The sequence below is a fragment of the Spongiibacter sp. C9W genome (genome assembly GCF_057370015.1).
This window is the reverse complement of the sequence record NZ_CM170672.1, coordinates 2,316,255-2,340,565: the sequence shown is the minus strand read 5'-3', so window position 1 is coordinate 2,340,565 and position 24,311 is coordinate 2,316,255. Positions and strand designations below refer to the sequence as shown.

Sequence of the window (24,311 nt, the reverse complement as noted above, 5' to 3'; positions counted from 1 at the left end):
TCTAGCCTCGCACCAGCGCTGGCAACCACGTAGCCAAACCGGGCCACAGCGCCAGGATCGCCAGCACCATTAATTGCAGAAAGATATAGGGCGCCACGCCTCGATAAATGTCCGAGGTTGCCACCGAGGCCGGAGCCACACCGCGCAAGTAGAACAGCGAAAAGCCAAACGGCGGCGTAAGAAAAGAGGTTTGCAGGTTGAGCGCGATCATAATGCCCAGCCATATTGGGTCTACGCCCATGGCCAGCAAAATCGGCCCGACGATAGGCACCACCACAAAGGTGATTTCAATAAAGTCGAGAATAAAGCCCAGCAGGAAGATCACCAACATCACCAGCGCGGTGGCTGCCACCACACCGCCGGGCATCGCCGTAAAGGCGCCGTGAATCAGCTCGTCGCCACCGAAGCCGCGAAACACCAAGGAAAACACCGCGGCGCCAATCAGGATCATAAATACCATGCAGGTGACCTTCATGGTTTCCCGCGACACTTCGGCCAAACGCGCCAGCGACAGACGGCCACGCAGCAGCGCCAACAGCGCTGCACCCAGGGCACCAACGCCCGCCGCCTCGGTAGGCGTGGCGGCGCCGGCGAGGATGGAACCCAATACAGTAACGATCAACAGCACTGGCGGAACAAAGCCGCGCAGCAACTGGCCGATTGGCGGCGCTTGCAGGTCACTGGCGGGGGGCGCTTTTTCCGGGCGAAGAATCGCCATGCCGCCCATATATAAAATGTATAAGCTCACCAACAGCAAGCCGGGGATCAGAGCGCCGATAAACAGATCGCCCACTGACAGGGTTTTGGGGCTGAACACCCCAAGATCCAACTGCGCTTGCTGATAAGCGCTGGAGAGTGTGTCGCCGAGTAGTACCAGGGCGATAGAGGGCGGAATGATCTGCCCCAATGTTCCAGTCGCGCAGATGGTGCCGGTGGCCAGTGCCGGGTCGTAGCCGCGCTTGAGCATCGACGGCAACGAGAGCAGGCCCATGGTCACCACTGTAGCCCCCACAATACCTGTGCTGGCCGCCAGCAACATACCGACAACAATCACCGAGATACCCAAGCCGCCGCGCCGGCGGCCAAACAGTGCCGCCATATTGCTGAGCAATTCCTCGGCGAGCTGACTCTTTTCCAGCAGTACGCCCATTAATACAAACAGCGGCACCGCCAATAAGGTGATGTTGTTGATGGTGCCAAATATCCGGTTGGGCAGCGCGGCGAGGAAACTGGGGTCGAAGTGGCCGAGGCTGATACCCAGGCCGGCAAAGATCATCGCCACCCCGGCCAGACTAAAGGCCACCGGGTAGCCCAGCATGAGCACCAGGCAAATGGTGATGAACATTAGCAGTGGCAACAACTCAATCAGCACGGTTCACCTCCGCGCCGTCGCCCTCTACCAGCACCAGGGCATTGCGCAGTAGTTCGGCAAGGCCCTGCAGAGCAAGATTGACCGCCATTAGCGGTATCAGACTCTTGAGTAGAAACACGGCTGGAATGCCGCCGGGCTCAACCGAGGCCTCGCGAATTTCCCAGGCCTTGGCACTGAAATCCCAGCTGCTGAGCAAAATGAGCCCACACAGCGGCAATAAAAATATCAGCGTGCCCAGGCTGTCGATCCATGCGCGCTGGCGCGGAGAAAAGCGCTGATAAAAAATATCCACTCGCACATGGGCGCCGTGTTTCAGGGCATAGGCGGCGCCGAGCATAAATACTGAGCCGTGCAGATAACTGACTGACTCCTGCATGGCCGTCAGGCCATAGCCAAAGCCGTAACGCATAACCACCACCGCGGCGGTAACCAGCATCATGATGGGAATACACCAGGCCAGTAAGCGGCCAGTCGCCTCGGTGAAGGCGTCGATGAAACGTAGTGTCGCTCTCATTATTGTAATTAACTGCATGTCGACCCAAGTGGGGCAATATTATAGTCGCAGCAGCCCCCCTCTCGCCATGCGAATGACCGGCAAACACGCTATCATTGCGCCTTTTAAGGTAAATTCATTACTGCTATGAGCCATCCGCCTCTCGCCGATAAAGAAACCCGACTGGAACTCTTCGCCGGCATTCACCCCAACAACCAGCAACCCGTGTTTGAACAGTGCCTGGCCAGCCCCTGCGAAACCGAGGGCCAGTATCGCTTATTAAAGTCACCGCTGTTTGTACGCGGCGTGGCGGCACTGGACACCCTGGAACTGAATAATGAATCGCGCGGTCGCTTTAAAGTGGTTGAGCGCGGCGGCAACCTCTGCCTGCGCGTATTTATGCGCGAGCCCAATGAAGCGCTGGAGCAGCAACTGACCGGCGAGATCGAAAAACTGGGCGGCCACCTGGACATTAGCAGCGAACGCGCTTTGGTCTACAGCATTCATTTTGGCGTAGGTTTTCAGGCGATTGAAAAATTACTCGATGCCAATGTAAAGACCGGCGAGGCCCGCTGGCTGTATGGCAATGTCTACGACGACCAAGGCGAGCCGCTGAACTGGTGGCAGGACCTGTTAAAAGCGTAGCGGCGAAAGGAGCCAAGCATGTTGATACTGATTTCACCGGCAAAGACGCTGGACTTTGACACCCCCGCTCACACTCAGCAGCGCAGCGAGCCGGATTTTCTGGACGCGTCGCAGCAGCTTATCGATGAGCTGCGCGAACTGGCGCCTCAGGATATTTCCGCGCTGATGAAGATCAGCGACAAACTCGGAACACTCAACTACCAGCGCTTTGCTGACTGGCAAACGCCGTTTACGCCCGACAACGCCAAGCAGGCGGTATTGGCTTTTCGCGGCGATGTATACACAGGGCTGAATGCCGACGACTTCGGCGACGACGATTTCGCCTTTGCCCAGCAGCACCTGCGCATCCTTTCCGGCTTATATGGTCTGCTGCGGCCGCTGGATTTGATTCAGCCCTATCGGCTGGAAATGGGCACAAAGTTCGCCAACAGCGGCGGCAAAAACCTCTACGAATTTTGGGGCGAGCGTATCACCGATGCCATCAATGCCCAATTTAGCGATGCCGGCCCGCTGCTGCTTAACCTGGCGTCGAATGAGTACTTCAGCGCCGTGAAAACCAAGCTGCTGAACGCCGACGTTATCACCCCGGTGTTTAAAGACTACAAAAACGGCAAGTACAAAATTATCAGCTTCTACGCCAAAAAGGCCCGAGGTTTGATGAGCGCCTATGTGATTAAGCAGCGCATTACCGACGCCGAGAAACTGAAGCAATTCGACACCGACGGCTACTATTACTGCCCTGAGCAGTCCACTGCCACTGAGTGGGTGTTCCTTCGCGACGAGGTCGCCTAAGTCCTATTCCAGACTGAGTATCGTCTGCCAGTGACGCTCTTCTACCGGCATCACCGACAGGCGATTACCCTTCTTCAGCAACGCCATATCGCTTAGCGCCGGATGGCTTTTTAGTTCGCTCAAGGGAATCAGGCGCCCCAGCTTGCGGCGCAGCTGAATGTCCACCATATACCAGCGCGGATCCTCGTCGCTGGCCTTGGGGTCGTAGTATTTGGACTCGGGGTCGCGCGCAGTGTGGTCGGGATAACCCTCCCGCACGACCTCGGCAATGCCGACAATGCCCGGCGTTTTACAGGCAGAGTGATAGAAAAATACCTGATCGCCCACCTGCATGTTGTCGCGCATGATGTTGCGCGCCTGGTAATTGCGCACTCCATCCCAGTGCTCGGTGGCATTTTTGCAGGCCGCCAAATCATCAATGCCAAAAGCATCCGGCTCGGATTTTACCAACCAGTATTGCATCACTCCTCCTCTGCACTGACACTGTGCACCAACAAAAAGTGTAGCGGCCTGTCGCTATGGCCGTCCATCCTCCCTGGAAAGTCCAGCTAGGTACCTGAAATGCAAAAACCCTACTCCCAGGCCTGCGAAAACAACAAACAGCCGATCTTTAGTACCTTACAACCCATTCTCGAAACCCTACAAAACGTGGTGGAGATTGGCAGCGGCACCGGGCAACACGCGGTGCATGTCGCCCGCCTTCACCCTCAATTGCAGTGGCAGTGTTGCGACCAGGCGGAATACCTGCCCGGCATACAACAGTGGCTGGACGAGGCCAAGCTCGACAACCTTCCAGCGCCGCAGCCCTTTGAGGTGAATACCTCGCCCTGGCCCAGCGGCGATTTTCAGGCACTCTACTCAGCCAATACCCTACACATTATGAGTTGGGCCTCGGTGGAGCGACTGTTCGCCCGCATTGCTGAACACGGCGCCGACTTGCAGTGGCTTTTTATCTACGGCCCTTTCAATTACCAGGGGCAATTCACCTCGGCCAGCAACACCGAGTTTGATCAGTGGTTAAAAAGCCGCGACCCGATGAGTGGCATCCGCGATGCCGAGGCGGTGAGTGGTTTGGCAGCAAAGGCAGGCTTTGCACTTCACAGCGACTGTGAAATGCCGGCCAATAACCGCCTGCTAATCTGGAAGCGCTAAACGTCGGGCAAAAAAAAGCCGCGACCTGAGTCGCGGCTTTCTGATTACTTCCAATTACTTGCTAAGGTAAGCCTTACAGCTCTTCCTCTGCGTCGTAATCATAGTCGTAGTCATATTCCTCTTCCTGAACATCAGCAGAGGGGTCGTAGTCATAGATGTCTTCATCCATCGCGGCGTCTTCAGCAGGTGCTTCAGCCGCAGCTTCTTCGACCATGGGCTCTTCTTCAACGGTCGGTACGTAAGCGGGCTCTACCACCATTTCTTCATCACCCAACACTTTCAGCTCAACGCGGCGGTTTTCCGCACGGCCGTCTTTAGTGTCGTTGCTGGCGATAGGCTGCTCTTCACCGTAGCCGCGAGCGGTCAGGCGGCTGCCGTCAACACCCTGGCCAACCAAGTAGTTTTTCACTGACTTGGCGCGATTCTGAGACAGGTTCATGTTGTAGCTATCGCTACCTGAGCTGTCAGTGTGGCCTTGCAGCTCAACGTTGAAGCCGGGCGAGCTGTTCAGCGTTGAGGCAACACCGTCGAGAATCGTTTCTGCATTCACGGTCAGCTGTGCGCTGTTCACTTCGAAGTTCACACCGCGCAGAACCACTGACTGCTCTTGGCCACAGCCGTTTGACATCACTTGCTCACCAGCAGGTGTGTTGGGGCACGCGTCGTCGCGGTCTGCAACGCCGTCGCCGTCGCTATCCAGTGAACAACCCTGGGCATCCACTTGCTCGCCGGCAGGCGTGTTGGGGCACTTGTCGAGGTAGTCAGCAACACCGTCGTTATCGCCATCCAGCGGGCAGCCTACGCTGTCTACTTGAACACCGCGTGGTGTGCCTGGGCACTGATCGGTTTCATCAACCACACCGTCGCCGTCACCGTCTTTGGCGCCGTATTGGGCGTCGAAGAAGTTGTAGCGCAGGCCGATCATCAGGCTCTGTGCTTCGTATTCAGTTTCGAGTTTTGAGCCGCTGCTGGCAAACTCGGGATCTTCAGATACCGCGTAGCGATAACCGGCATCCATCACCAGGCGTGGTGTCAGGTGGTAGTTAACACCGGCACCCAACTGGCCCATGAATACGTCATCGTCGCTGCCGTTGAGTTCCATGTTGGCCATACCCAGACCGAAACCCACGTAGGGGCGCAGACGCTCGCCAGCGCGGAAGTCGTACCAAACGTTACCCAACAGAGACTGTACTTCCAGAGCAGAGTCTGAGTTGCTTACGTCGTTTTCGCCTTCACTGTATTCCAGTTCCAGACGCAGCGCACCGGCGGTTTTATAACCGAAGTTAACACCGTAGCCCCAGTCGTCGTCGTACTCGGTATCCACTTCGATCGAAGCACCCACTGGCGGTGGCAACAGGCCGAGGTCGGTCAACAGTTGTGTAAGTGGGTCGCCAGGCGCAGCCGCTTCAGTTGTCAGCGTGCCATCGGCATCGAATACTTCGGTGTAAGCGGCTTTACCGCCGATGTAAAAACCTTTCTCTTCTTCGGCGCTGACAGCACCTGCAGACGCGAGCAGTACACCCGCTGTCAGAGCAGAAATCCATTGCTTGCTCATAGCAATCCCCCAGTTATTAGTTATAAATTTACATTCAACAAAGGCTTGATAGCCCCTGATACTAACCGATATTACGACTCACGTTTAGCGAAAAGAGTCACTCCCTTGGTATTTTTCCACTAAGTTTGCCGCTTTGCAGAAGATTTGTTCTCTGTAGCCGCCACCCCCAACGCCGATATACGTTACTATAGCCGCGTTTTTTATACGGGTTTTGATTATGACGCCTGAACTGCTCTCTCCTGCTGGCAGCCTTCGCAATATGCGTTACGCATTTGCCTACGGTGCCGATGCCGTTTACGCCGGCCAACCTCGATATAGCCTACGCGTGCGCAATAATGAATTCAAAGACCTGGAAACCCTCGCCACTGGTATTAACGAGGCGCACAACCAGGGCAAGCAGTTTTATCTGGCGTCGAATATTTCGCCACACAACGACAAGATTCGCAGCTATCTGCGCGACTTAGAACCCGTGGTCGAGCTCGGCCCCGACGCACTGATTATGGCCGACCCCGGCTTAATGATGCTCGTTCAGGAACGCTGGCCGGACCTCCCCATTCACCTTTCTGTTCAAGCCAACGCGGTGAATTGGGCAAGCGTGAAATTTTGGCATCGCAATGGCATTCGCCGGGTGATTCTGTCGCGCGAACTTTCCCTGAACGAAATTGAAGAGATCCGCCAGCGCGTACCAGAAATGGAGCTGGAGGTGTTTGTTCACGGCGCGCTGTGTATTGCCTACTCGGGGCGCTGCCTGCTGTCGGGGTATATGAACCACCGCGACCCGAACCAAGGCGCCTGCACCAATGCCTGCCGCTGGCAGTATCAAGCGCACGAAGCGAAGGAAGATGCCACCGGCGACCTGATCGCCGTGCAAAACTACGAGCCACAGCCCCAGGTCGAACCGGTGCTGCTGCAACAAGCCCAGCGCCCCGGCGAATACATGCCCGCCTACGAAGACGAGCACGGTACTTATATTATGAATTCCAAGGACCTGCGCGCCGTGCAACATGTGCAGCGCTTGCAGGAAATGGGGATTCACTCGCTGAAGATTGAAGGGCGCACCAAGTCGCACTACTACGTGGCGCGTACAGCTCAGGTATACCGCCGCGCCATCGACGACGCCGCCGCCGGCCGCGAGTTCGATATGGGCTTGATGGACGAGCTGGAAACCCTGGCCAACCGCGGCTACACCGAAGGCTTTTACCGGCGCCACCCTCCCAAGGAATATCAAAATTACGAGATGGGTAGCAGCAACGCCCAGCAGCAACAGTTTGTTGCCGAAGTGGTGGATGTTAGCGGTAGCGATATTGTCGTTGACGTGAAAAACCGCTTCGCCGTTGGCGATACCGTGCAACTGATGACGCCCCAGGGCAACCAGCGCTTCACCCTGAACACCCTGCTCGACAAAAACGGCGAGGCGGCAGACGTTGCCCCCGGTTCCGGCCATCGCATGCGCATTCCTCTCGACGGACAACTCGACGAACAGGCACTGCGTTACGGGCTGATCGTAAAGGATATTCACGCCGGCGGTTGAGGCTGTTACGCTGAGTGAAGGCCGAACAGGAGACGCCCATGGAGCGAAGCAAACTGCGCAGCTTGCGCGGCTTAATTAACATTAGCTTGTTAAGTCTGATCTTCGGCGCCGCCATCCATATCTTGGCGAGCCTGCTCGGCAACTACGGCGCGATGGCCTTGGGCGCATTCGGCGTACTGCTCACCTTTTACTGCTACCGCCGCGCCGATCGCGAGGACGCCAGCCGACTGGCCTACACACTCTGGCGGCTGTTGCCGACCCTCACCTTTGTGATCTTACCCGTCGCCATTTTTTGGTACGGCAGCGACTCCCAATGGAGCGCCACCGAGGTATTGATGCTGGTGGAAATCAGCTGCAGCTACCTCATTCCTATCGCCTGCCTGCTATTGGTGGAACGCAGCCTGAAAAAAGCGCAGCAATAAGTCCCGCTATTCCCCCTGCTTGAAGGGTAGCGCCTGCGCAGCCTCTTGCAGATATTCAGCAATATGGCGCTGCTCGGTGTGAAGAAAGCGCGCCACCGCATCGCTAAAACTGGCGTCGGCCAACCAGTGCTGGGAGTAAGTGGTGATCGGCTCAAAGCCGCGCTGAATTTTGTGCTCGCCCTGTGCGCCCGGGTCAAACTTGCTTAAGCCCTGTTCAATGCAATGCTCAATGCCCTGGTAATAGCAGGCTTCAAAATGCAGGAAATCGTATTCGCGAATACAGCCCCAATAACGCCCGAACAAGGTATCCGCGCCCTGAAAATTTAAGGCCGCCGCCACCGGCACATCGCCCTCGTAGGCCAATACCAACAGCAGCCGGTCTGTCATTGACTGGGCAATGGCCTGAAAAAAGGCCTCCGATAAATAACCGCCGTGACCGCTGCGTTTGGCATAGGTCATCTGATAACAGTGGAAGAAAAAGCGCCACTGCGACTCGCTCACATCACTGCCGGGCAGGCGCTCCAGGCGCAGCCCCTGATCGGCCACTGTACGACGCTCCTTGCGCAGGTTTTTTCGCTTGCGCGAACTGAAGGTCGCCAGAAAGTCGTCAAAGCCTTGATAACCCCGATTAAACCAATGGTACTGCGGGCCAATGCGCTGCAATAAGCCAGCGCGTTGCCAGCGCTCGGCGTCATTAAGATCGGGGAACAGAACGTGGGCTGACGAGGCGCCCAGCTGATGGGCGCGGCGTTGCAATTGCTCGACAACCACGCTGTAGAGCGCGTCAGCCTCCAGGTCATCGCGCAAGCACAGGCGCGGCCCCGTTGCCGGGGTGAAGGGAATGGCCGACAACAGCTTAGGGTAGTATTCCAGGCCGTGGCGGCGATAGGCATCGGCCCAGGCCCAATCGAACACATACTCGCCGTAGCTGTGTGACTTGATATACAGCGGCAATAAGCCACACAACACGCCACCCTCGCGAATAACCAAATGCTGAGGTAGCCAGCCGGTCTCGGCGGTGGTTGCGCCACTGTCTTCCAACGCGGCTAGAAAGGTGTGCTGCAAAAACGGGTAGTTGTCACCGGCGACCGCATTCCACTCGTCGGCGGCAACGCGGTGAATGCTGTCGATAAACTGCAATTCCAGCATGTTCTATATCCAACAAACCATCAGCTGTGCATACGCGCTAGCAAAGCCGCACGATGTCATGCCGGCAGCGCATAGTGCAGCGCAATGCCAGCAAAGATCGCCATGCCGACGTAGTGATTATTCAGAAAGGCCTGGAAGCACTTGTCGCGCTCCCGGTATTTAATGAGCTTTTGCTGGTAGATAAACAGGCCGCTGGCCGCCATCAAGCCGGCGTAGTAGATAAAGCTCATGGCAAATTGCTTGCCGACCAGCAACATCACCAGAATCACCGAGACTTGCAGCATGGCGGTGATCGCCTTGTCGTCGTCGCCGAAGAGTATTGCCGTCGACTTCACGCCAATTTTCAGGTCGTCATCGCGGTCAACCATTGCGTAGAAGGTATCGTAGGCCACCGTCCACATCAGCACGGCGATGTAGATCAACCACAAACTCGCGGGCAATTCACCGCGCTGCGCCGAAAATGCCATGGGTATACCCCAGGCAAACGCGGCGCCCAACACCACCTGGGGCAGGTGCGTGTAGCGCTTCATAAAGGGATAACACGCCGCCAGCGCCACCGCCGCAAACGACAGCAAAATCGTTTGAATATTGGTAAACAGCACCAGCACAAAGGCCGCGCCGCACAGCACCGCAAACACGGTCAGCGCCTCTTTTTCCGTCACGCTGCCAGTGGCAAAGGGCCGCGCCTCGGTACGTTTTACGTGGGCGTCGATGTGGCGGTCGGCGTAGTCGTTGATCACACAGCCCGCCGAGCGCATTAAAAAGGTGCCCAGAACGAAAATCAGCAGCAAATGCCAATCGGGCAGGCCCTCGGCCGCCAGCCACAGTGCCCAGAGGGTTGGCCACAGCACAAGATAAGTGCCAATGGGGCGATCAACACGCATCAGCGCCAAATAGTGGGGAAGCTGCTGGCGAAATTGTGGGAACTGCACCTTCATTCCGTGACTCATCGTTGAACGTAGGTGCAGAGTATAACGCGTCCCGCCGCTATCAACAGAGCGCTAACACCACGGCTGAAACTCGGGGAGAAAAATCTCGCTGACCATGATCGGGCGCTGATCGAAAACAAAGCAGGAACGGCGCCCCCACAAGGCCGCCTCCTGATCAGGCAAGCCCTCCAAAGGCAGCTGCGCGGCTGGCAATCGGCAGATCTCGTAGGGAATGCGACGCATTGAGCGGTCGGTGAACAGGAGGTGTCCCAACGGCCGGCTGTCCAGGCCGCGCAGGCGGCGCAGATGCCCCGTTAAACTGCGCGCTGGCATCACACTGCGGGCATAAACCCAGGGTTCGTCGTGGCAGCACAACAGCACTTCGCGAATTAAACCCCAGTCGCGATCGCCCATGGCCAGTAGCCTGCGCTCCGACAAACGCGGTAGCCCCCAGTGCTGGCTGAGCACCTGCACACGGAAATTTCCCGCCGATTGGCGGCGCAAATGGGCGGTCAATGAGCCGGTGTCCAGCAGCCAGGGCGCGTCGTCCTGAAGCGCTGGAACTCCTACAAATTGATTAGCTGGCCGCCAGTTGGGCTCTTGGCGGTAGCATCGGTTTAATCGAAGGGCGTACAATGTCGGGCTTCCAGTGGCTAGATCACTGAACACTGGCTGTTGATACACAGACAGCCAATTCGCTGAGTGCGGCAGAATGCGTGAATCGCCGCCGACTTGCAAGCCAGCCGCCGCCGTAACCATAAGGCACAGAGTGTCGATAAAGGTGGCCGCATAAGACAAACCGATGACGGCAGGACGAAAGAGTATGAGTAAGTGGGAATGTATTGTTTGCGGATGGGTATACGACGAAGAAACCGGTGATCCGGATTCTGGTATTGAGCCCGGTACTCGCTGGGAAGATATCCCCGATGACTGGCTGTGCCCGGACTGCGGCGTAGGCAAAGAAGACTTCGAAATGATCGAACAGTCTGAGCCCAGCAGCCTGCCTCACCACGACGAACCCTCTACTGCCAGCCAGGATGCCCCCATCGTGGTCATCGGTACCGGCTTGGCAGGCTACGGTCTGGTGCGCGAACTGCGCAAGCAAGACAAAGACACGCCTATCATTATGATCACTGCTGACGACGGCCGCGCCTACTCCAAGCCCATGCTGTCCACCGGCTACACCAAGAAACAAGATGCCGATGCACTGGCGCAGAAAGACGCCGGCGGCATGGGTGAAGACCTCAACGCCAGCGTTTGGACCATGACCAAGGTCACGGCGATCGACACAGCGGCGCAGACCATCTCCACCGGCGACGCCGAAACCAAGGTGCATTATAAGAAGCTGGTACTGGCACTGGGTGCCGACGTGATTCGCCCCCCTATTGGCGGCAACGGCCAGGACTACGTGTACTCGGTCAACGACCTGCTGGACTACGACGACTTCCGCAAAGCCGTCGACGCCAACAATGTGAAGAAGGTCTGCATCATCGGTGGCGGCCTGATCGGCTGTGAGTTCACCAACGACCTGATCAATGGTGGCTTCGAAGTAGAAACGGTTGACCCACTGGGTTACTGCCTGCCCACCTTGCTGCCAGAAGCTGCCGGTAAAGCCGTGCAAAGCGCACTGGAAGACAAAGGCGCCAAATTCCACTTTGGCCCATTGGTCACCGAGGTGAACAAAGCCGACAACGGTGTGGAAGTGACACTGAACAATGGCGAAACCATCAGCTGTGACCTGGTACTGTCGGCCGTGGGTGTTCGCCCACAAGTCGAGCTGGCCAAGTCTGCGGGCATTGAAGTGAATCGCGGCGTGGTGACCAACCGCCTGCTGGAAACCAACGCACCCAATGTGTACGCCATGGGTGACTGCGCCGAAGTCGCCGGTCACGTGTTGGTATACGTCGCACCGCTGATGGCTCAGGCTCGCGCCCTGGCCAAAACCCTCACCGGCGAGCCGACCGAGGTGAGCTACCCGGCGATGCCTGTCACCATTAAAACGCCGGCCTGCCCCGTGTGCGTGTCTCCCGCTCCTCGCGACGCGAAAGGCGAATGGCAAATCGAGCAAGACGGCAACAATGTTGTCGCCAAGTTTGTCGACACGGCCACCGGCGACCTGCTGGGCTTTGCACTGACCGGCGAAGGCACCAAGCAGAAAATGGCGCTGCAGAAAGAACTGCCCGCCATCATGCCCTAAGCCTTAACGGCTGAGCATAATAAACCCCGCTACGGCGGGGTTTTTTGTGCCTGCACAAAGGCGCTACTGTCCGCTTTGCACATTGCCAGTGCATCAGCGCTGCGCTGAAATGCCTGGGCATAACGCTGCCTTGCCATTGCAAAACGATAATAACGAGACCGCCATGAGCCTTTACGATACCTACGTGCTACCCGCTGTGATCGACAGAGCCTGCTCCATGCCTGCTGTTATGGAGGCGCGCCGCGACGTCGTGCCCCAATGCCAGGGCGCGGTGCTGGAAGTCGGTATGGGTAGTGGTATTAATCTCCCTCTCTACGATGCCAGCAAGGTGGACTATATCTGGGGCCTGGAACCCTCAGAGGGAATGCGCCGCAAAGCGCAAAAGAACCTGGCCGCCAGCGCCTTGGATGTACGCTGGCTCGATCTGCCGGGCGAGAAGATCCCGCTGGCCGACAACAGCGTCGACACCGTGCTGTTAACCTTCACCCTGTGCACCATTCCCGACTGGCGCAGTGCACTGGCGCAAATGCACCGCGTGCTCAAACCTGACGGCCAACTGCTGTTTTGCGAGCACGGCCTGTCAGAAGAACCCGCCGTGGCGCGCTGGCAAAATCGCATTACGCCGGTCTGGAAACGCTTTGCCGGAGGCTGCCACCTGAACCGCCCCATCGCCGAGTTACTGCAAGAAGGCCATTTCGCCATCGACCAACTCGAGCGCCGCTATCTGGAAAAAGCCCCGCGTATCGCCGGTTATGTCTACAGCGGCAGTGCCCGCAAACGCGTTGCGGACTAGCCTCTACGGCATCGGCACGCTAGAGTGCGGCATAGGCCCGTCAAACGCTGGGCCCTTCCAATAAAAAATTCGGACGCACTATGCCCAAACTCGCTTTGCACTGGCAAATTGCTATTGCCATTTCCCTCGCCGTTATCGCTGGCATGCTCGGCGGCGCCGATGCCGAAATTGCCGGCATTAAATTACTGGCGGTATACGCCTTTCTCGGCACGCTGTTTTTAAACGCCCTGAAGATGTTAATCGTGCCTCTGGTCAGCGCCTCGATTATCAGCGGCATGGCCGGTATTGGCGGCGACAATCTGGAGCGCCTGGGCGGTAAAACCCTGCTGTTTTACGCCACATCCAGCCTCATTGCGATTCTGATCGGACTGACGGTCGTCAATATTATCCAGCCCGGCGTCGGCGACACCGAAGCCCTCGCCGCCAGCTTGAGCAGCGACAACGCCGAGCTCAACGCCACCCTCGTCAAGGTCGAAGGCCGCAGCGCCGCCGATATTGTGCAAGTGTTTGAGCGCATGATCCCCCCCAATGTGATCGCGGCGGCGGCCAATGGCCAAATGCTGGGGCTGATATTTTTCAGCTTGCTGTATGGCTTTTTCCTCGCCCGCAGCGACTCCGAGCACGCCGAAGTTCAGCTGAACTTTTGGCAGGGCTTGATGGATATTATGACCAGCATGACCATGTGGGTGATGAAATTTGCCCCCATTGGGGTTTTTGGTCTGGTGGCAAAAACCGTCGCCGGCACCGGCTTTGACGCCTTTGCGCCCATGCTCAAATTCTTTTTTGCCGCCGCGCTGGCGCTAGCGCTACACGCCTTTGTCGCCATGCCGCTGGTGCTTCGCTACCTGGGCAAAGTGCGGCCAGTCAAACACTATCAGGCCATGGCACCGGCAATGCTCACCGCCTTCTCCACCGCCTCCAGCTCGGCGACCTTGCCGCTCACGATGGAGTGTGTGCAGGACAAATCCGGCGTATCCAAACGCACCAGCGGCTTCGTGTTGCCGTTAGGCGCAACCGTAAATATGGATGGTACCGCCTTGTATGAGTGCGTAGCGGCCATGTTTATCGCCCAGGTCTACGGCCTGGACTTGAGCTTCGCCCAGCAGTTCACCGTGGTAATGGTCGCCCTGCTAACCTCGATCGGCGTGGCCGGTATTCCCGCCGCCAGCCTGGTGGCCATCTCCGTCATCCTTGGCACCATTGGCCTGCCACTGGAGGGCATCGGCCTACTGCTGGTGACCGACCGGATTCTGGATATGATGCGCACCGCGGTGAATGTATTTAGCGACTCCTGCGCCGCCGTGGTAATCGCCCGTAGTGAAGGCGAACAAACAGCCATTGCCATTAATCAGGGCAGCCGCCGATGAGCCAGCGCAAGCGTATCCCGCGCCTTAAAGGCAATGACTACTCGGAACAGGCCGCGCAACAACGCCGCAGCTTCATTGAAGAACAAACAGGTACGTCACTGACGAACACCCGGCATTACTCTCTCGACCCAGCAAGCGTGGAGGGAAACACCGAGAACTTTATCGGCGTTGTACAAATGCCGCTGGGCGTGGCCGGGCCCTATCGCATCAATGGCGAACATGCTCAAGGCGACTTTTACATCCCCATGGCAACCACAGAGGGAACGTTGATCGCCTCGTATAGCCGGGGCATGAGGTTGGTTAGCGAGTCAGGAGGATGCACTGTTACCGTCGTTGGCGAAGCCATGCAGCGCGCGCCCCTGTTTGAGCTTGCCTCTGCCCGCGAGGCACGCGCGTTATCACAATGGCTTGAGGAAAATTTTGCGGCAATTAAAGCCGAGGCCGAAAGCACAACACGCGTTGGCACACTGGAAAATATTCAAAGCTGGGTAATCGCCAATAAACTGTTTACCCGCTTTAACTACCTAACCGGTGATGCCGCCGGCCAAAATATGACGGGCAAAGCGACCCACAAAGCGTGCCAGTGGGTCCTTTCAAACTTCTCCGGCATTCAAAATTTTTCCTTGTCGGGCGGCATAGAAACCGATAAGAAGCACTCCCATATGAACCTGCTTCACAGCCGTGGAAAAAAGGTGGTCGCTGAAGCCGTCATTAAAAAAGAGCTGCTGCAGAGCCTGATGCGCGCCGAACCCGAACGCATGGTGCGCCTGCGCCAACGCACAATTGTTGGGAGCTTATTGGCTGGCTCAGCCTACAATGGCCCGCACTCGGCGAACGGCATTGCCGCGATGTTTATCGCCACCGGACAAGACGAAGCCAATGTCGTTGAGTCTCACGCCGGGATTGCCTTTATGGATCTCACCGACGACGGCGACCTGTATTACTCCGTCACGCTGCCCTCGATTATCTGCGCCAGCTATGGCGGTGGCACCGGCTTGGCGACCCAGCGTGAATGCTTGGAAATGATGGGCTGTTACGGTGAGGGCAAAGCCCACAAACTCGCGGAAATTATCGCGGCAACCGTCCTAGCCGGAGACCTATCGCTGGCAGCCGCCGTTGTTTCCGATGAGTGGGTATCCAGCCACGATCAGCTCGGTCGAAATCGCCCCTAATATTGAATCGGTAACTCGCCGACTACTCCTCCAGCCGCCGATACAGCGACCGCAGGCTGATACCGGCAATATCGGCGGCTTTTTCCTTGTCGCCATTGCAATGCTGCAGCAGCGACTTGAGATACTGTTGCTCTTGCGCCTTTAAGTCCAGCCAGGGGCCCTTGTGAGGCGCGGCGGGACTTGGCGCGGGCTCTGCCTGGCGACCCTCTTGCCCAAAGCAGCGCTCCAGCACCGCGAGGTCGATAATACTGGAATGGGCGAAGATGGTGGCGCGCTCCAGGATGTTTTTCAGCTCGCGGATATTGCCCGGAAAATCATAGTCCTGCAGGCGCTTTACCGCAGAGTCGGTGAGGCGATAACCGCCATTGGGGCTGAGCTTTTTCAAGATCGAGCGGGAGATCAACGCAAGGTCGGCACGGCGCTCACGCAGCGGTGGCAGGTGGATGGGAAAGGTATTAATCCGGTAGTAAAGGTCTTCGCGGAACTGACCCTCGGCGATCATCGCTGGCAGGTCTTTGTTGGTGGCACAGATCAAGCGGAAATCGGCCAGCTGAGGTTGGGTGCTGCCCACTGCGCGATAACTGCCGGTTTCCAGCAGGCGCAGCAATTTTACCTGCATACCCAGCGGGACATCGCCGATCTCGTCCAGAAACAGGGTGCCGCCACGAGCCGACTCAAGCAGGCCCGGCTTATTGCTCACCGCGCCGGTAAACGCGCCCTTCACATGGCCAAACAGCTCGCTTTCAAACAGGGTGTCGGTCAAGCCCGCACATTCAACAGTAACCATCGCCTTGTCGCAGCGCCCACCGGTACTGTGGATCGCCTGCGCTGCCAGCTCCTTGCCGGCGCCGGACTCGCCGAGTAGCAACACCGAGGTGTCGTGGGGAGCAACCAGATTTATCAGCTCCAACATGGTGTTAAACGCCGCGCTGCGTCCCACCATATGGTCGCTGCTGATCTCCGCACTGGCGCTGCGCACTGGCTTGAGCATTTCAATAAAGTAGCGCAACTCTCCATTGCGACCTTTAATGGGTAGCATCTCTACATCAATATGCTCGCGACCACGGGGGGTATTGTGGATATGCAGCACGCGCTCACGCTCGCCACTGTGGGTACACGCCTGAAGGGGGCAGCTCTCGCCCGCCTGGTCGCAGGGCTTGTCGTAGCCATGAGACACCCTGAAACAGTGATCGCCCACCGGCACGTCGCCAAAGCTTTGCTGGTAACGCTGATTACTCGCCACAATCTGGTAATCGGGCGTCAGTAGAATGGCCGGGTGCTCTAAGCCGTCGAGCAGAGACCGAAAATCGAGGTCGAGGTCTGTAGCAATTTGTCGCATCGTCTTTGCCAGAAATGACAGGTATTCTGACAAGACTGACACAAAACCTGGCACGCTGCGATACACATTGCCTTTTGAAAACCGCTCGCCTGATTTTTATCCATCAAAATCAATGCGTTGCGGAATTTTCGCGCACTGGCACACACATTGCTGTGTATCTTAGTACAAATCGGAATATTGGAATTCCGTTTAGTAATATAGAGAGGAGCTTATGGATATCGACCCCCTTGTGCTGGCGCGCATACAGTTCGCCACCAATATCAGCTTTCATATCCTGTTTCCCGCCATTTCCATTGGCTTGGGCTGGTTGCTGCTGTTTTTTCGGGTGCGCTTTACCCAAACCGGCGACAAGGCCTGGGAATATGCCTATTACTTCTGGGTGAAGATCTTTGCCCTGACCTTCGCCATGGGCGTGGTCTCGGGCATTACCATGAGCTTCCAATTCGGCACCAACTGGCCGGGCTTTATGGAAAAAGCCGGCAATGTCGCCGGGCCGCTGCTGGGCTATGAGGTACTGAGCGCCTTCTTTCTGGAAGCTTCATTCCTAGGCATTATGCTGTTCGGCAAAGACCGCGTATCCAATCGCATGCACCTGATCAGTACCTTTCTGGTGGCATTCGGCACGACGCTTTCGGCGTTCTGGATTCTCAGCCTGAACTCGTGGATGCAAACCCCCACCGGCTACTACCTGGAAGACGGCGTGGTCATGGTGGAAAGCTGGTGGGAAGTGATCTTCAACCCCTCTTTCCCCTACCGCTTCTTCCATATGGTAATCGCCTCTGTACTGACCAGCGCCTTCCTCGTTGCTGGCGTCAGCGCCTGGCGGGCACTGAAGAATGTCGACGGCCCCGCCACCTGGAAGATTATGCGCACCGGCGTGATGGTTGCCGCGGTGCTGGCCCCGCTGCAAATTTTCATCGGCGATCTGCACGGCCTCAACACCCTTGAACACCAGCCGGCAAAAGTCGCCGCCATGGAAGCCATTTGGGAAACTGAGGAAGGCGCTCCCTTCACTGTTGTCGCGCTTCCCGACGAAGAGAGCCGCAGCAATAAATTCGCGCTGGAAATTCCCTACGCCGCAAGCCTGGTACTTACCCACGAACTCAAGGGCGAAGTTAAGGGCCTGAATGAGTTTGTTGGCGAGCACCCACCCGTCGCGATCGTGTTCTGGTCTTTCCGCGTGATGCTCGCCATCGGCGGACTAATGGTACTGGTCGCGTGGTGGGCCGCCTGGGCACTGCGAAACGGCCGGCAGGCCAGTAAACCCGTACTCGCGGCGCTCTCAGCGATGACCTTCTCCGGTTGGATCGCGGTGCTGGCCGGCTGGTACGTTACCGAGATTGGCCGCCAGCCGTGGATCGTCGACGGCGTGCTAAAAGTCCAGGACGTTGTCGCCGACCACAGCGCTGCCACCGTTAGCGGCACCTTGTTCGGCTATATCCTTCTATACCTGTTCTTACTGGCTTCTTACATCGGCGCGCTGCGCAATTTGTCAGCCAAGCCCGCTGCCTCGTTGATCTTAAACCCGGCTGGCACGGCGTCAGCCAACACCGGCGATAACACCGCGAAAGGGGGAGAATCGTAATGGAATACTGGCTACCGATTATCTATATGGCGGCAATGGGCTTGTCCCTGCTGATCTACGTTATTCTCGACGGCTACGACCTCGGTGTTGGCATGCTTATGCCGCTGGCCAACGACGCCGAAAAAGACATTATGGTCGCCTCCATTGGCCCCTTCTGGGACGCCAACGAGACCTGGATTGTGCTCGGCGTGGGGATTCTATTAATCGCCTTCCCCATGGCCCACGGCATCGTGCTCACCGAGCTGTATCTGCCGGTAACGATCATGCTAATGGGCTTGATACTGCGCGGCGTGGCCTTTGACCTGCGCGTCAAAGCGGGTGACCACCGCAAAGCGCTGTGGAACCGCGCCTTTTTCGTCGGCTCACTGGTCGCATCGATGGCTCAGGGCTGGATGCTCGGCGCCTACGTCACGGGCCTGCAATCCAATACCACCAGCCTGCTGTTCTCGGCCCTCATTGCGCTAACCCTGCCCGCGCTCTACCTCACACTGGGCTGTGGCTGGCTACTGATGAAAACCGAGGGCGACCTGCTCACCAAAGCCATTGGCTGGGCGCGCAAGTCCGTGTGGCCCATGGGCCTGGGCCTGTTGCTGGTGTCTATCGCCACGCCGCTGGTCAGCGACACGATTGCGGAGAAGTGGTTCAGCTGGCCCAACTTCCTGATTCTGGCGCCCATCCCGGTGCTGTCTCTGGCCGCGTTTGCCGCGATTGTTGCCCTGCTTAACAGCGACAACAGCATCTACCGCGGCCACGGCTGGAAGCTGTATGCCAGCACTGTGGCCATCTGCGTATTGGCCAGCCTCGGCCTTGGCTACAGTCTGTTCCCCAACATCATCATTGGCCAAATGACGATCTGGGATGCCGCCGCCTCGGTCAACGCCCTGCAATTCACCCTGGTTGGCGTTGTACTGACCCTGCCGATCATTATCGGCTACACCATTTTCGTCTACCGCATCTTCCACGGTAAGGCGACCCACCTCTCCTACGACTGAGCAGCAACAGCCACTGCTCATTGGCGGGCTGCGCGCAAGCGGGCCCGCCTTTTTTATGCCCGCGCCTTCAGTCGACGTCATCTATCAGCCGCCTCCAGCCCCCACAGAACACAACTCTGCCAAATGTGACGAAGTTTCTGTCAGATCTGGCAAAAGCAAAGAGGTTTTATTTGCGACGGCAGCTCAAGCAAGCCCGAATGAAATTTAATTTTCAACAATTACAATAACTTACGCTAAATATTCGTTTTTACCGTGTTTTGGCACGAATCCTGTTACTACAATCATACGGAATATAGTTATTCCAATTACGCATAACCGAGGCCGCGTTATCGCTGTACGCATCAGGGACCGATACCGCTCGCGACAACAGTAAGAGGATTGCATCATGCTCGACAATATCTCCATCGATATCGACCACAAACCCGAAGTTATCGCCTTCTTCGACGAACCCACCAACACCTTTTCCTATGTGGTGAAAGACCCCAGCAGCAACGCCTGCGCGGTCGTGGACTCGGTAATGGAAATCGACTATGCCGCGGGCCGCCTGTCGCTGGTGGGTGCCGACAAAATCATTCAGCACATTCGCGACAATAAACTGAGCCTCGAATGGATCATCGAAACCCACGTACACGCCGACCACCTGTCAGCTGCGCCCTATATTCAAGAAGCGCTCGGCGGTCAGATCGGCATTGGCGCCAACATTACAGTGGTGCAGGAAACCTTCGGCAAAATCTTTAACGCCGGTACAGAGTTCGCCCGCGACGGCTCGCAGTTCGACAAGCTGTTTAACGACGGCGACGAATACCACGTGGGCAATATGCTGTGCCGCGCCATTCACACCCCCGGCCACACCCCGGCGTGCATGACCCATGTAATGGGCGACGCGGCATTTGTTGGCGACACCCTGTTTATGCCTGACGGCGGCACTGCCCGCGCGGACTTCCCCGGCGGCGACGCTCGCGTTCTCTATCAATCCATTCAGCGCGTGCTATCGCTGCCCGATGAAACCCGCCTGTTTATGTGCCACGACTATATGCCCGGCGGCCGCGAGGTCGAATACGAAACCACCGTCGGCGCAGAGAAACAAGCCAACATCCACGTACACACCGGCACCAGCGAGGCGCAATTTGTCGCCATGCGCGAGGCCCGCGACGCCACCCTCGATATGCCGCGGCTGATCCTGCCATCTCTGCAAGTAAACATGCGGGCAGGCCACCTACCCGGCGCCGACGACAACGGCACGGTGTATCTAAAATTACCATTGAACGTACTCTAAGGGCTGGGCAAGGCATGGAATACAAGCAAATAGACTCGGGGCTGACGGTTTCCGGCCAGCTCACCGTTAACGACCTGCCGGCACTGGCAGAAAAAGGCGTAAAAACGCTGATCTGCAACCGTCCCGACGGCGAGGGCGGCGATCAGCCGGGCTTTAAAGAAATCGAAGCCAAAGCCACCGAGCTGGGCATGAGCTGTCACTACCTGCCGGTCGTCAGTGGCAAAGTCAGCGACGAAGATGCCGCCAGCTTTGGCGAGCTGCTCAGCGGCCAAAGCGCGCCGGTCCATGCCTATTGCCGCAGCGGCATGCGCTCCACCACCCTGTGGGCATTGAGCCGCGGTGAAGAGATGAGCCTGACAGACATCGTCGATGCTGCCGCCAAGGCCGGTTACGACATGAGTGGCGTGGCCGCGCGTATCGCCGCCGCCCGCAATGGCGACAATACCGCCGAGGGCATTGCCAGCTACGATGTGCTGATCGTCGGAGGCGGTGCCGCCGGTATCTCCACGGCCGCCAGTTTGGTGAAACGCTGCAAAGGCATCTCCGTTGCCATTATCGACCCCGCAGAAAACCACTACTATCAACCCGGCTGGACCCTGGTCGGCGGCGGTGTCTTCACCCCTGAGCAAACCCGGCGCAGCATGGCCTCACTCATTCCCAAGGGTGTGGAATGGATCAAGGCCGCCGTCGCCGCCTTCGACCCCGACAACAACACCGTGGTACTTGAAGGCTGCCGCCTACTGAACTATCAACGCCTGGTGGTAGCCGCCGGTATCAAATTGAACTGGGACGCCATTCCCGGCCTGAGCGAAACCCTGGGCAAGAACGGCGTCACCTCGAACTACCGCTACGACCTCGCACCCTACACCTGGGAGCTGGTAAACAAGGTTCGCAGCGGCCGCGCGATATTCACCCAGCCGCCCATGCCGATTAAGTGCGCAGGCGCTCCGCAAAAAGCCATGTATTTGTCGTGCGACCACTGGCACCGTCAGGGGCGCTTAAACAATATCGACGTGGAGTTCTACAACGCTGGTGCGGTGCTATTTGGCGTTGCCGACTACGTGCCAGCACTGATGAAATACATCGACAAATACCAGGCCAAACTCAACTTTGGCCACACCCTGACCCGCATTGACGGCCCGGCAAAAACCGCCTGGTTCGCCACCAAAGACGAACAGGGTAACGACGTGGAGGTCAGCCGCGAATTCGACATGATCCACGTGGTACCGCCGCAAGTCGCCCCCGACTTCATCCGCAATAGCCCGCTGGTCGATGGCGCCGGTTGGGTCGATGTCGACCAGGCCACGCTACAGCACAAGAAGTACGCCAATATCTGGGCACTGGGCGATGTAATGAACGCCCCTAACGCCAAAACCGCAGCGGCGGCGCGCATGCAGGCACCCATTGTTGCCAATAACATCGCAGCCGATATCAGCGGTCGCGGCGGCGACATTGCCCACTACAATGGCTACGGCTCCTGCCCGCTTACCGTAGAGCGCGGCAAGATCGTATTGGCGGAATTTGGCTACGGCGGCAAGCTGCTACCCAGCTTCCCCAAAATGATGCTCGACGGCACCAAGCCGTCTCGCCTGGCGTGGTTGCTGAAAGAGAAAATTCTGCCGCCCATTTACTGGCAGGGCATGCTCAAGGGACACGAGTGGCTGGTTAAGCCCACCATTGGTGAAGACGCACCAGCGAAAAAATAACCCACCCTTTCGCGCCGCTGATGCGGCGCTGTTTTTTCGTTTATGTGCAACACCACAGCCGCGACTGGAGAGGACAGCATTTTGAAAGGCGCACTCAGCCAATACTTACCCATCCTGGAATGGGGAAAGCAGTACAACCGCGGCCAGCTCGCCTCCGACCTGCTGGCGGCCGTCATTGTGACGATCATGCTTATCCCGCAGTCGCTGGCTTACGCCCTGCTTGCCGGCTTGCCTCCCGAAGTTGGTCTCTACGCCAGTATGTTGCCGCTCATCGCCTACGGTCTGCTGGGCAGCAGCCGCAGCCTGTCGGTGGGCCCGGTGGCCGTGGTTTCGCTGATGACGGCCAGCGCCGTCGGCCGCATTGCCGAGGTCGGCAGCATGGGCTACCTCGATGCCGCCGTGCTGCTGGCACTGTTCTCCGGGGCGTTCCTGCTACTGATGGGCGTTCTGCGAATGGGCTTTCTCGCCAACTTTCTGTCCCATCCGGTGATCGCCGGTTTTATCACCGCCTCGGGTATTATTATCGCCGTCAGCCAGCTTCGTCACCTACTGGGCGTGCACGCCCACGGCGACAACCTCTACGAAATTCTGCTCAGCCTTGCCGAGCAAGCCAGTCATACTAACCTCTACACCTTAGCGGTCGGTTTGCCGGTGCTGATCTTTTTATTCTGGGTGCGCAAAGGCCTGCAACCGCTGCTGGAAAAAGCCGGCCTGTCGCCCTTTGCCGCCGCCATGGTCAGTAAAGCGGGCCCTGTTGTCGGCGTGGTGATGACCAGTGTTGCCGCTGTCGCCTTCGACCTCGGCGTAAAAAACGTGGCATTGGTCGGCGATGTGCCCAGCGGCCTGCCCGCCCTGCGTCTGCCGCCGCTGCACCACGAGGCCTGGCAGGAACTGTTGATCTCGGCGATCTTCATTTCGGTCATTGGCTTTGTGGAGTCGGTGTCGGTGGGCCACACCTTGGCCGCGAAAAAACGCCAGAAGATCAGCCCCAACCAAGAACTCATCGGCCTCGGCGCTGCCAATATCGCGTCGTCGGTATCGGGCGGCTACCCCGTTACCGGCGGCTTTGCGCGCTCGGTGGTGAATTTTGATGCCGGCGCAGAAACCCCCGCAGCGGGCATGTTTACCGCCATCGGCATCGGGCTGGCGGCAATCTTCTTCACGCCGTATCTGGCTTACCTTCCCAAGGCGACGCTGGCGGCAACCATCATCGTTGCCGTGCTGTCACTGGTCGATTTATCGATTTTGAAAAAGACCTGGGACTACGGCTATTCCGACTTTATCGCCGTTGCCAGCACTCTATTCGTCACCTTAGTGGCCGGTGTTGAAAGCGGCGTGGCCTGCGGGGTATTTGCCTCGTTAGCCCTTCACCTATACAAAACCTCCAAGCCCCATATGGCCGTGGTCGGCGAGGTGCCGGGCACCGAGCACTACCGCAATATCAACCGCCACGCTGTCATTACCCACGACGAGATTCTGTCGCTGCGCATTGACGAAAGCCTGTATTTTGCCAATGCCAGCTTTATTGAAGATCGCATCTACGCCCTGCTGGAGGACTACCCGCATACCCGCCACGTGGTGCTGATGTGCACCGCTGTGAACGAGGTGGACCTCAGCGCACTGGAGGCACTGGAAGCGATCAACGAACGTTTGGGCGAGCGCGATATTGCCCTGCACTTATCTGAGCTGAAAGGGCCGGTCATGGATGTGCTGTGTAAAACCCACTTCCTCAAGCAACTTACCGGCAAAGTGTGGTTGTCGCAGCACCTTGCCGTTACCGGCATTGTTGAGGAAATGAACCAACAAAACGCCGACAACACCGAAAACTGGGATATCTAAGTCCA

22 protein-coding genes are annotated in these 24,311 nt (G+C 57.7%); 14 read left to right on the top strand and 8 right to left on the bottom strand.

Annotated features, from left to right (window positions below):
- Position 1: 1 nt before the first annotated feature.
- Both AC2Q8J_RS11195 and AC2Q8J_RS11190 read right to left on the bottom strand, forming a co-directional pair.
- Positions 2 to 1,369, bottom strand: a complete 1,368-nt coding sequence (locus tag AC2Q8J_RS11195; RefSeq protein ID WP_486452617.1) for a TRAP transporter large permease — start codon at positions 1,367 to 1,369, stop codon at positions 2 to 4.
- Positions 1,362 to 1,886, bottom strand: a complete 525-nt coding sequence (locus tag AC2Q8J_RS11190; protein ID WP_286839464.1) for a TRAP transporter small permease subunit — start codon at positions 1,884 to 1,886, stop codon at positions 1,362 to 1,364. The genes AC2Q8J_RS11195 and AC2Q8J_RS11190 overlap by 8 nt, the downstream gene beginning before the upstream one ends.
- Positions 1,887 to 2,012: 126 nt before the next feature.
- Here AC2Q8J_RS11190 and AC2Q8J_RS11185 point away from each other — a divergent pair, with 126 nt between their 5' ends.
- Both AC2Q8J_RS11185 and yaaA read left to right on the top strand, forming a co-directional pair.
- On the top strand, positions 2,013 to 2,510 hold the full coding sequence (locus AC2Q8J_RS11185) for a DUF4265 domain-containing protein (RefSeq protein WP_204997077.1): 498 nt from the start codon (positions 2,013 to 2,015) through the stop codon (positions 2,508 to 2,510).
- Positions 2,511 to 2,528: 18 nt separating this feature from the next.
- The gene (yaaA, locus tag AC2Q8J_RS11180; protein ID WP_486451301.1) at positions 2,529 to 3,302 is read left to right on the top strand and encodes a peroxide stress protein YaaA; all 774 of its coding nucleotides are present in this window, start codon (positions 2,529 to 2,531) and stop codon (positions 3,300 to 3,302) included.
- Between the two features lie 3 nt (positions 3,303 to 3,305).
- Here the strand turns inward: yaaA and AC2Q8J_RS11175 are convergent, their stop codons facing one another.
- The gene (locus AC2Q8J_RS11175; RefSeq protein WP_204997075.1) at positions 3,306 to 3,764 is read right to left on the bottom strand and encodes an EVE domain-containing protein; all 459 of its coding nucleotides are present in this window, start codon (positions 3,762 to 3,764) and stop codon (positions 3,306 to 3,308) included.
- Positions 3,765 to 3,863: 99 nt separating this feature from the next.
- Here AC2Q8J_RS11175 and AC2Q8J_RS11170 point away from each other — a divergent pair, with 99 nt between their 5' ends.
- Complete coding sequence (locus AC2Q8J_RS11170; RefSeq protein ID WP_486451300.1) at positions 3,864 to 4,454, top strand: DUF938 domain-containing protein; 591 nt, start codon at positions 3,864 to 3,866, stop codon at positions 4,452 to 4,454.
- 73 nt (positions 4,455 to 4,527) lie between these two features.
- On the opposite strand, the gene AC2Q8J_RS11165 is transcribed toward AC2Q8J_RS11170, so the two are convergent.
- Complete coding sequence (locus tag AC2Q8J_RS11165; RefSeq protein WP_286695411.1) at positions 4,528 to 6,009, bottom strand: OmpA family protein; 1,482 nt, start codon at positions 6,007 to 6,009, stop codon at positions 4,528 to 4,530.
- Positions 6,010 to 6,226: 217 nt separating this feature from the next.
- On the opposite strand from AC2Q8J_RS11165, the gene trhP reads away from it, so the two are divergent.
- The gene (gene trhP / locus AC2Q8J_RS11160; protein ID WP_486451299.1) at positions 6,227 to 7,540 is read left to right on the top strand and encodes a prephenate-dependent tRNA uridine(34) hydroxylase TrhP; all 1,314 of its coding nucleotides are present in this window, start codon (positions 6,227 to 6,229) and stop codon (positions 7,538 to 7,540) included.
- Between the two features lie 38 nt (positions 7,541 to 7,578).
- Positions 7,579 to 7,962: a hypothetical protein gene (locus tag AC2Q8J_RS11155; protein WP_204995009.1), complete on the top strand. Its 384-nt coding sequence runs from the start codon at positions 7,579 to 7,581 to the stop codon at positions 7,960 to 7,962.
- Between the two features lie 6 nt (positions 7,963 to 7,968).
- On the opposite strand, the gene AC2Q8J_RS11150 is transcribed toward AC2Q8J_RS11155, so the two are convergent.
- The 3 genes from AC2Q8J_RS11150 to AC2Q8J_RS11140 form a co-directional block, all read right to left on the bottom strand.
- A complete protein-coding gene (locus AC2Q8J_RS11150) occupies positions 7,969 to 9,111 on the bottom strand; it encodes a GNAT family N-acetyltransferase (protein WP_486451298.1) in 1,143 nt (380 codons plus the stop codon).
- Positions 9,112 to 9,167: 56 nt separating this feature from the next.
- Positions 9,168 to 10,049 carry a 4-hydroxybenzoate octaprenyltransferase gene (gene ubiA, locus AC2Q8J_RS11145; RefSeq protein ID WP_374972489.1) on the bottom strand — a complete coding sequence of 294 codons (882 nt, stop codon included), beginning with the start codon at positions 10,047 to 10,049 and terminating at the stop codon, positions 9,168 to 9,170.
- Between the two features lie 63 nt (positions 10,050 to 10,112).
- A complete protein-coding gene (locus AC2Q8J_RS11140; RefSeq protein WP_239547549.1) occupies positions 10,113 to 10,799 on the bottom strand; it encodes a chorismate--pyruvate lyase family protein in 687 nt (228 codons plus the stop codon).
- Between the two features lie 64 nt (positions 10,800 to 10,863).
- Here AC2Q8J_RS11140 and AC2Q8J_RS11135 point away from each other — a divergent pair, with 64 nt between their 5' ends.
- The 4 genes from AC2Q8J_RS11135 (at position 10,864) to AC2Q8J_RS11120 (ending at position 15,569) form a co-directional block, all read left to right on the top strand.
- Entirely contained in the window at positions 10,864 to 12,237 is a 1,374-nt protein-coding gene (locus AC2Q8J_RS11135) for an FAD-dependent oxidoreductase (RefSeq protein ID WP_424143055.1), read from the top strand.
- A gap of 163 nt (positions 12,238 to 12,400) precedes the next feature.
- Positions 12,401 to 13,030, top strand: a complete 630-nt coding sequence (locus tag AC2Q8J_RS11130) for a class I SAM-dependent methyltransferase (RefSeq protein WP_486451297.1) — start codon at positions 12,401 to 12,403, stop codon at positions 13,028 to 13,030.
- 80 nt (positions 13,031 to 13,110) lie between these two features.
- Positions 13,111 to 14,397, top strand: coding sequence for a dicarboxylate/amino acid:cation symporter (locus AC2Q8J_RS11125; RefSeq protein WP_486451296.1), 1,287 nt, complete (start codon positions 13,111 to 13,113; stop codon positions 14,395 to 14,397).
- Positions 14,394 to 15,569 carry a hydroxymethylglutaryl-CoA reductase gene (locus AC2Q8J_RS11120; protein ID WP_486451295.1) on the top strand — a complete coding sequence of 392 codons (1,176 nt, stop codon included), beginning with the start codon at positions 14,394 to 14,396 and terminating at the stop codon, positions 15,567 to 15,569. Before AC2Q8J_RS11125 ends, AC2Q8J_RS11120 begins: the two co-directional genes overlap by 4 nt.
- A 22-nt stretch (positions 15,570 to 15,591) precedes the next feature.
- Here AC2Q8J_RS11120 and AC2Q8J_RS11115 read toward each other — a convergent pair whose 3' ends face one another.
- Positions 15,592 to 16,908: a sigma-54 interaction domain-containing protein gene (locus AC2Q8J_RS11115; RefSeq protein WP_204995001.1), complete on the bottom strand. Its 1,317-nt coding sequence runs from the start codon at positions 16,906 to 16,908 to the stop codon at positions 15,592 to 15,594.
- A 211-nt stretch (positions 16,909 to 17,119) separates the two neighbouring features.
- On the opposite strand from AC2Q8J_RS11115, the gene AC2Q8J_RS11110 reads away from it, so the two are divergent.
- The 5 genes from AC2Q8J_RS11110 to AC2Q8J_RS11090 all read left to right on the top strand — a co-directional run bounded on the left by AC2Q8J_RS11110 (position 17,120) and on the right by AC2Q8J_RS11090 (position 24,306).
- Positions 17,120 to 18,493 carry a cytochrome ubiquinol oxidase subunit I gene (locus AC2Q8J_RS11110; RefSeq protein ID WP_486451294.1) on the top strand — a complete coding sequence of 458 codons (1,374 nt, stop codon included), beginning with the start codon at positions 17,120 to 17,122 and terminating at the stop codon, positions 18,491 to 18,493.
- A complete protein-coding gene (locus tag AC2Q8J_RS11105) occupies positions 18,493 to 19,485 on the top strand; it encodes a cytochrome d ubiquinol oxidase subunit II (RefSeq protein WP_486451293.1) in 993 nt (330 codons plus the stop codon). Before AC2Q8J_RS11110 ends, AC2Q8J_RS11105 begins: the two co-directional genes overlap by 1 nt.
- 385 nt (positions 19,486 to 19,870) lie before the next feature.
- Positions 19,871 to 20,761: an MBL fold metallo-hydrolase gene (locus tag AC2Q8J_RS11100; RefSeq protein WP_486451292.1), complete on the top strand. Its 891-nt coding sequence runs from the start codon at positions 19,871 to 19,873 to the stop codon at positions 20,759 to 20,761.
- A 14-nt stretch (positions 20,762 to 20,775) separates the two neighbouring features.
- A complete protein-coding gene (locus AC2Q8J_RS11095; RefSeq protein ID WP_286839443.1) occupies positions 20,776 to 22,467 on the top strand; it encodes a bifunctional protein tyrosine phosphatase family protein/NAD(P)/FAD-dependent oxidoreductase in 1,692 nt (563 codons plus the stop codon).
- Between the two features lie 81 nt (positions 22,468 to 22,548).
- Positions 22,549 to 24,306, top strand: coding sequence for a SulP family inorganic anion transporter (locus tag AC2Q8J_RS11090; RefSeq protein ID WP_486451291.1), 1,758 nt, complete (start codon positions 22,549 to 22,551; stop codon positions 24,304 to 24,306).
- Positions 24,307 to 24,311: the final 5 nt, after the last annotated feature.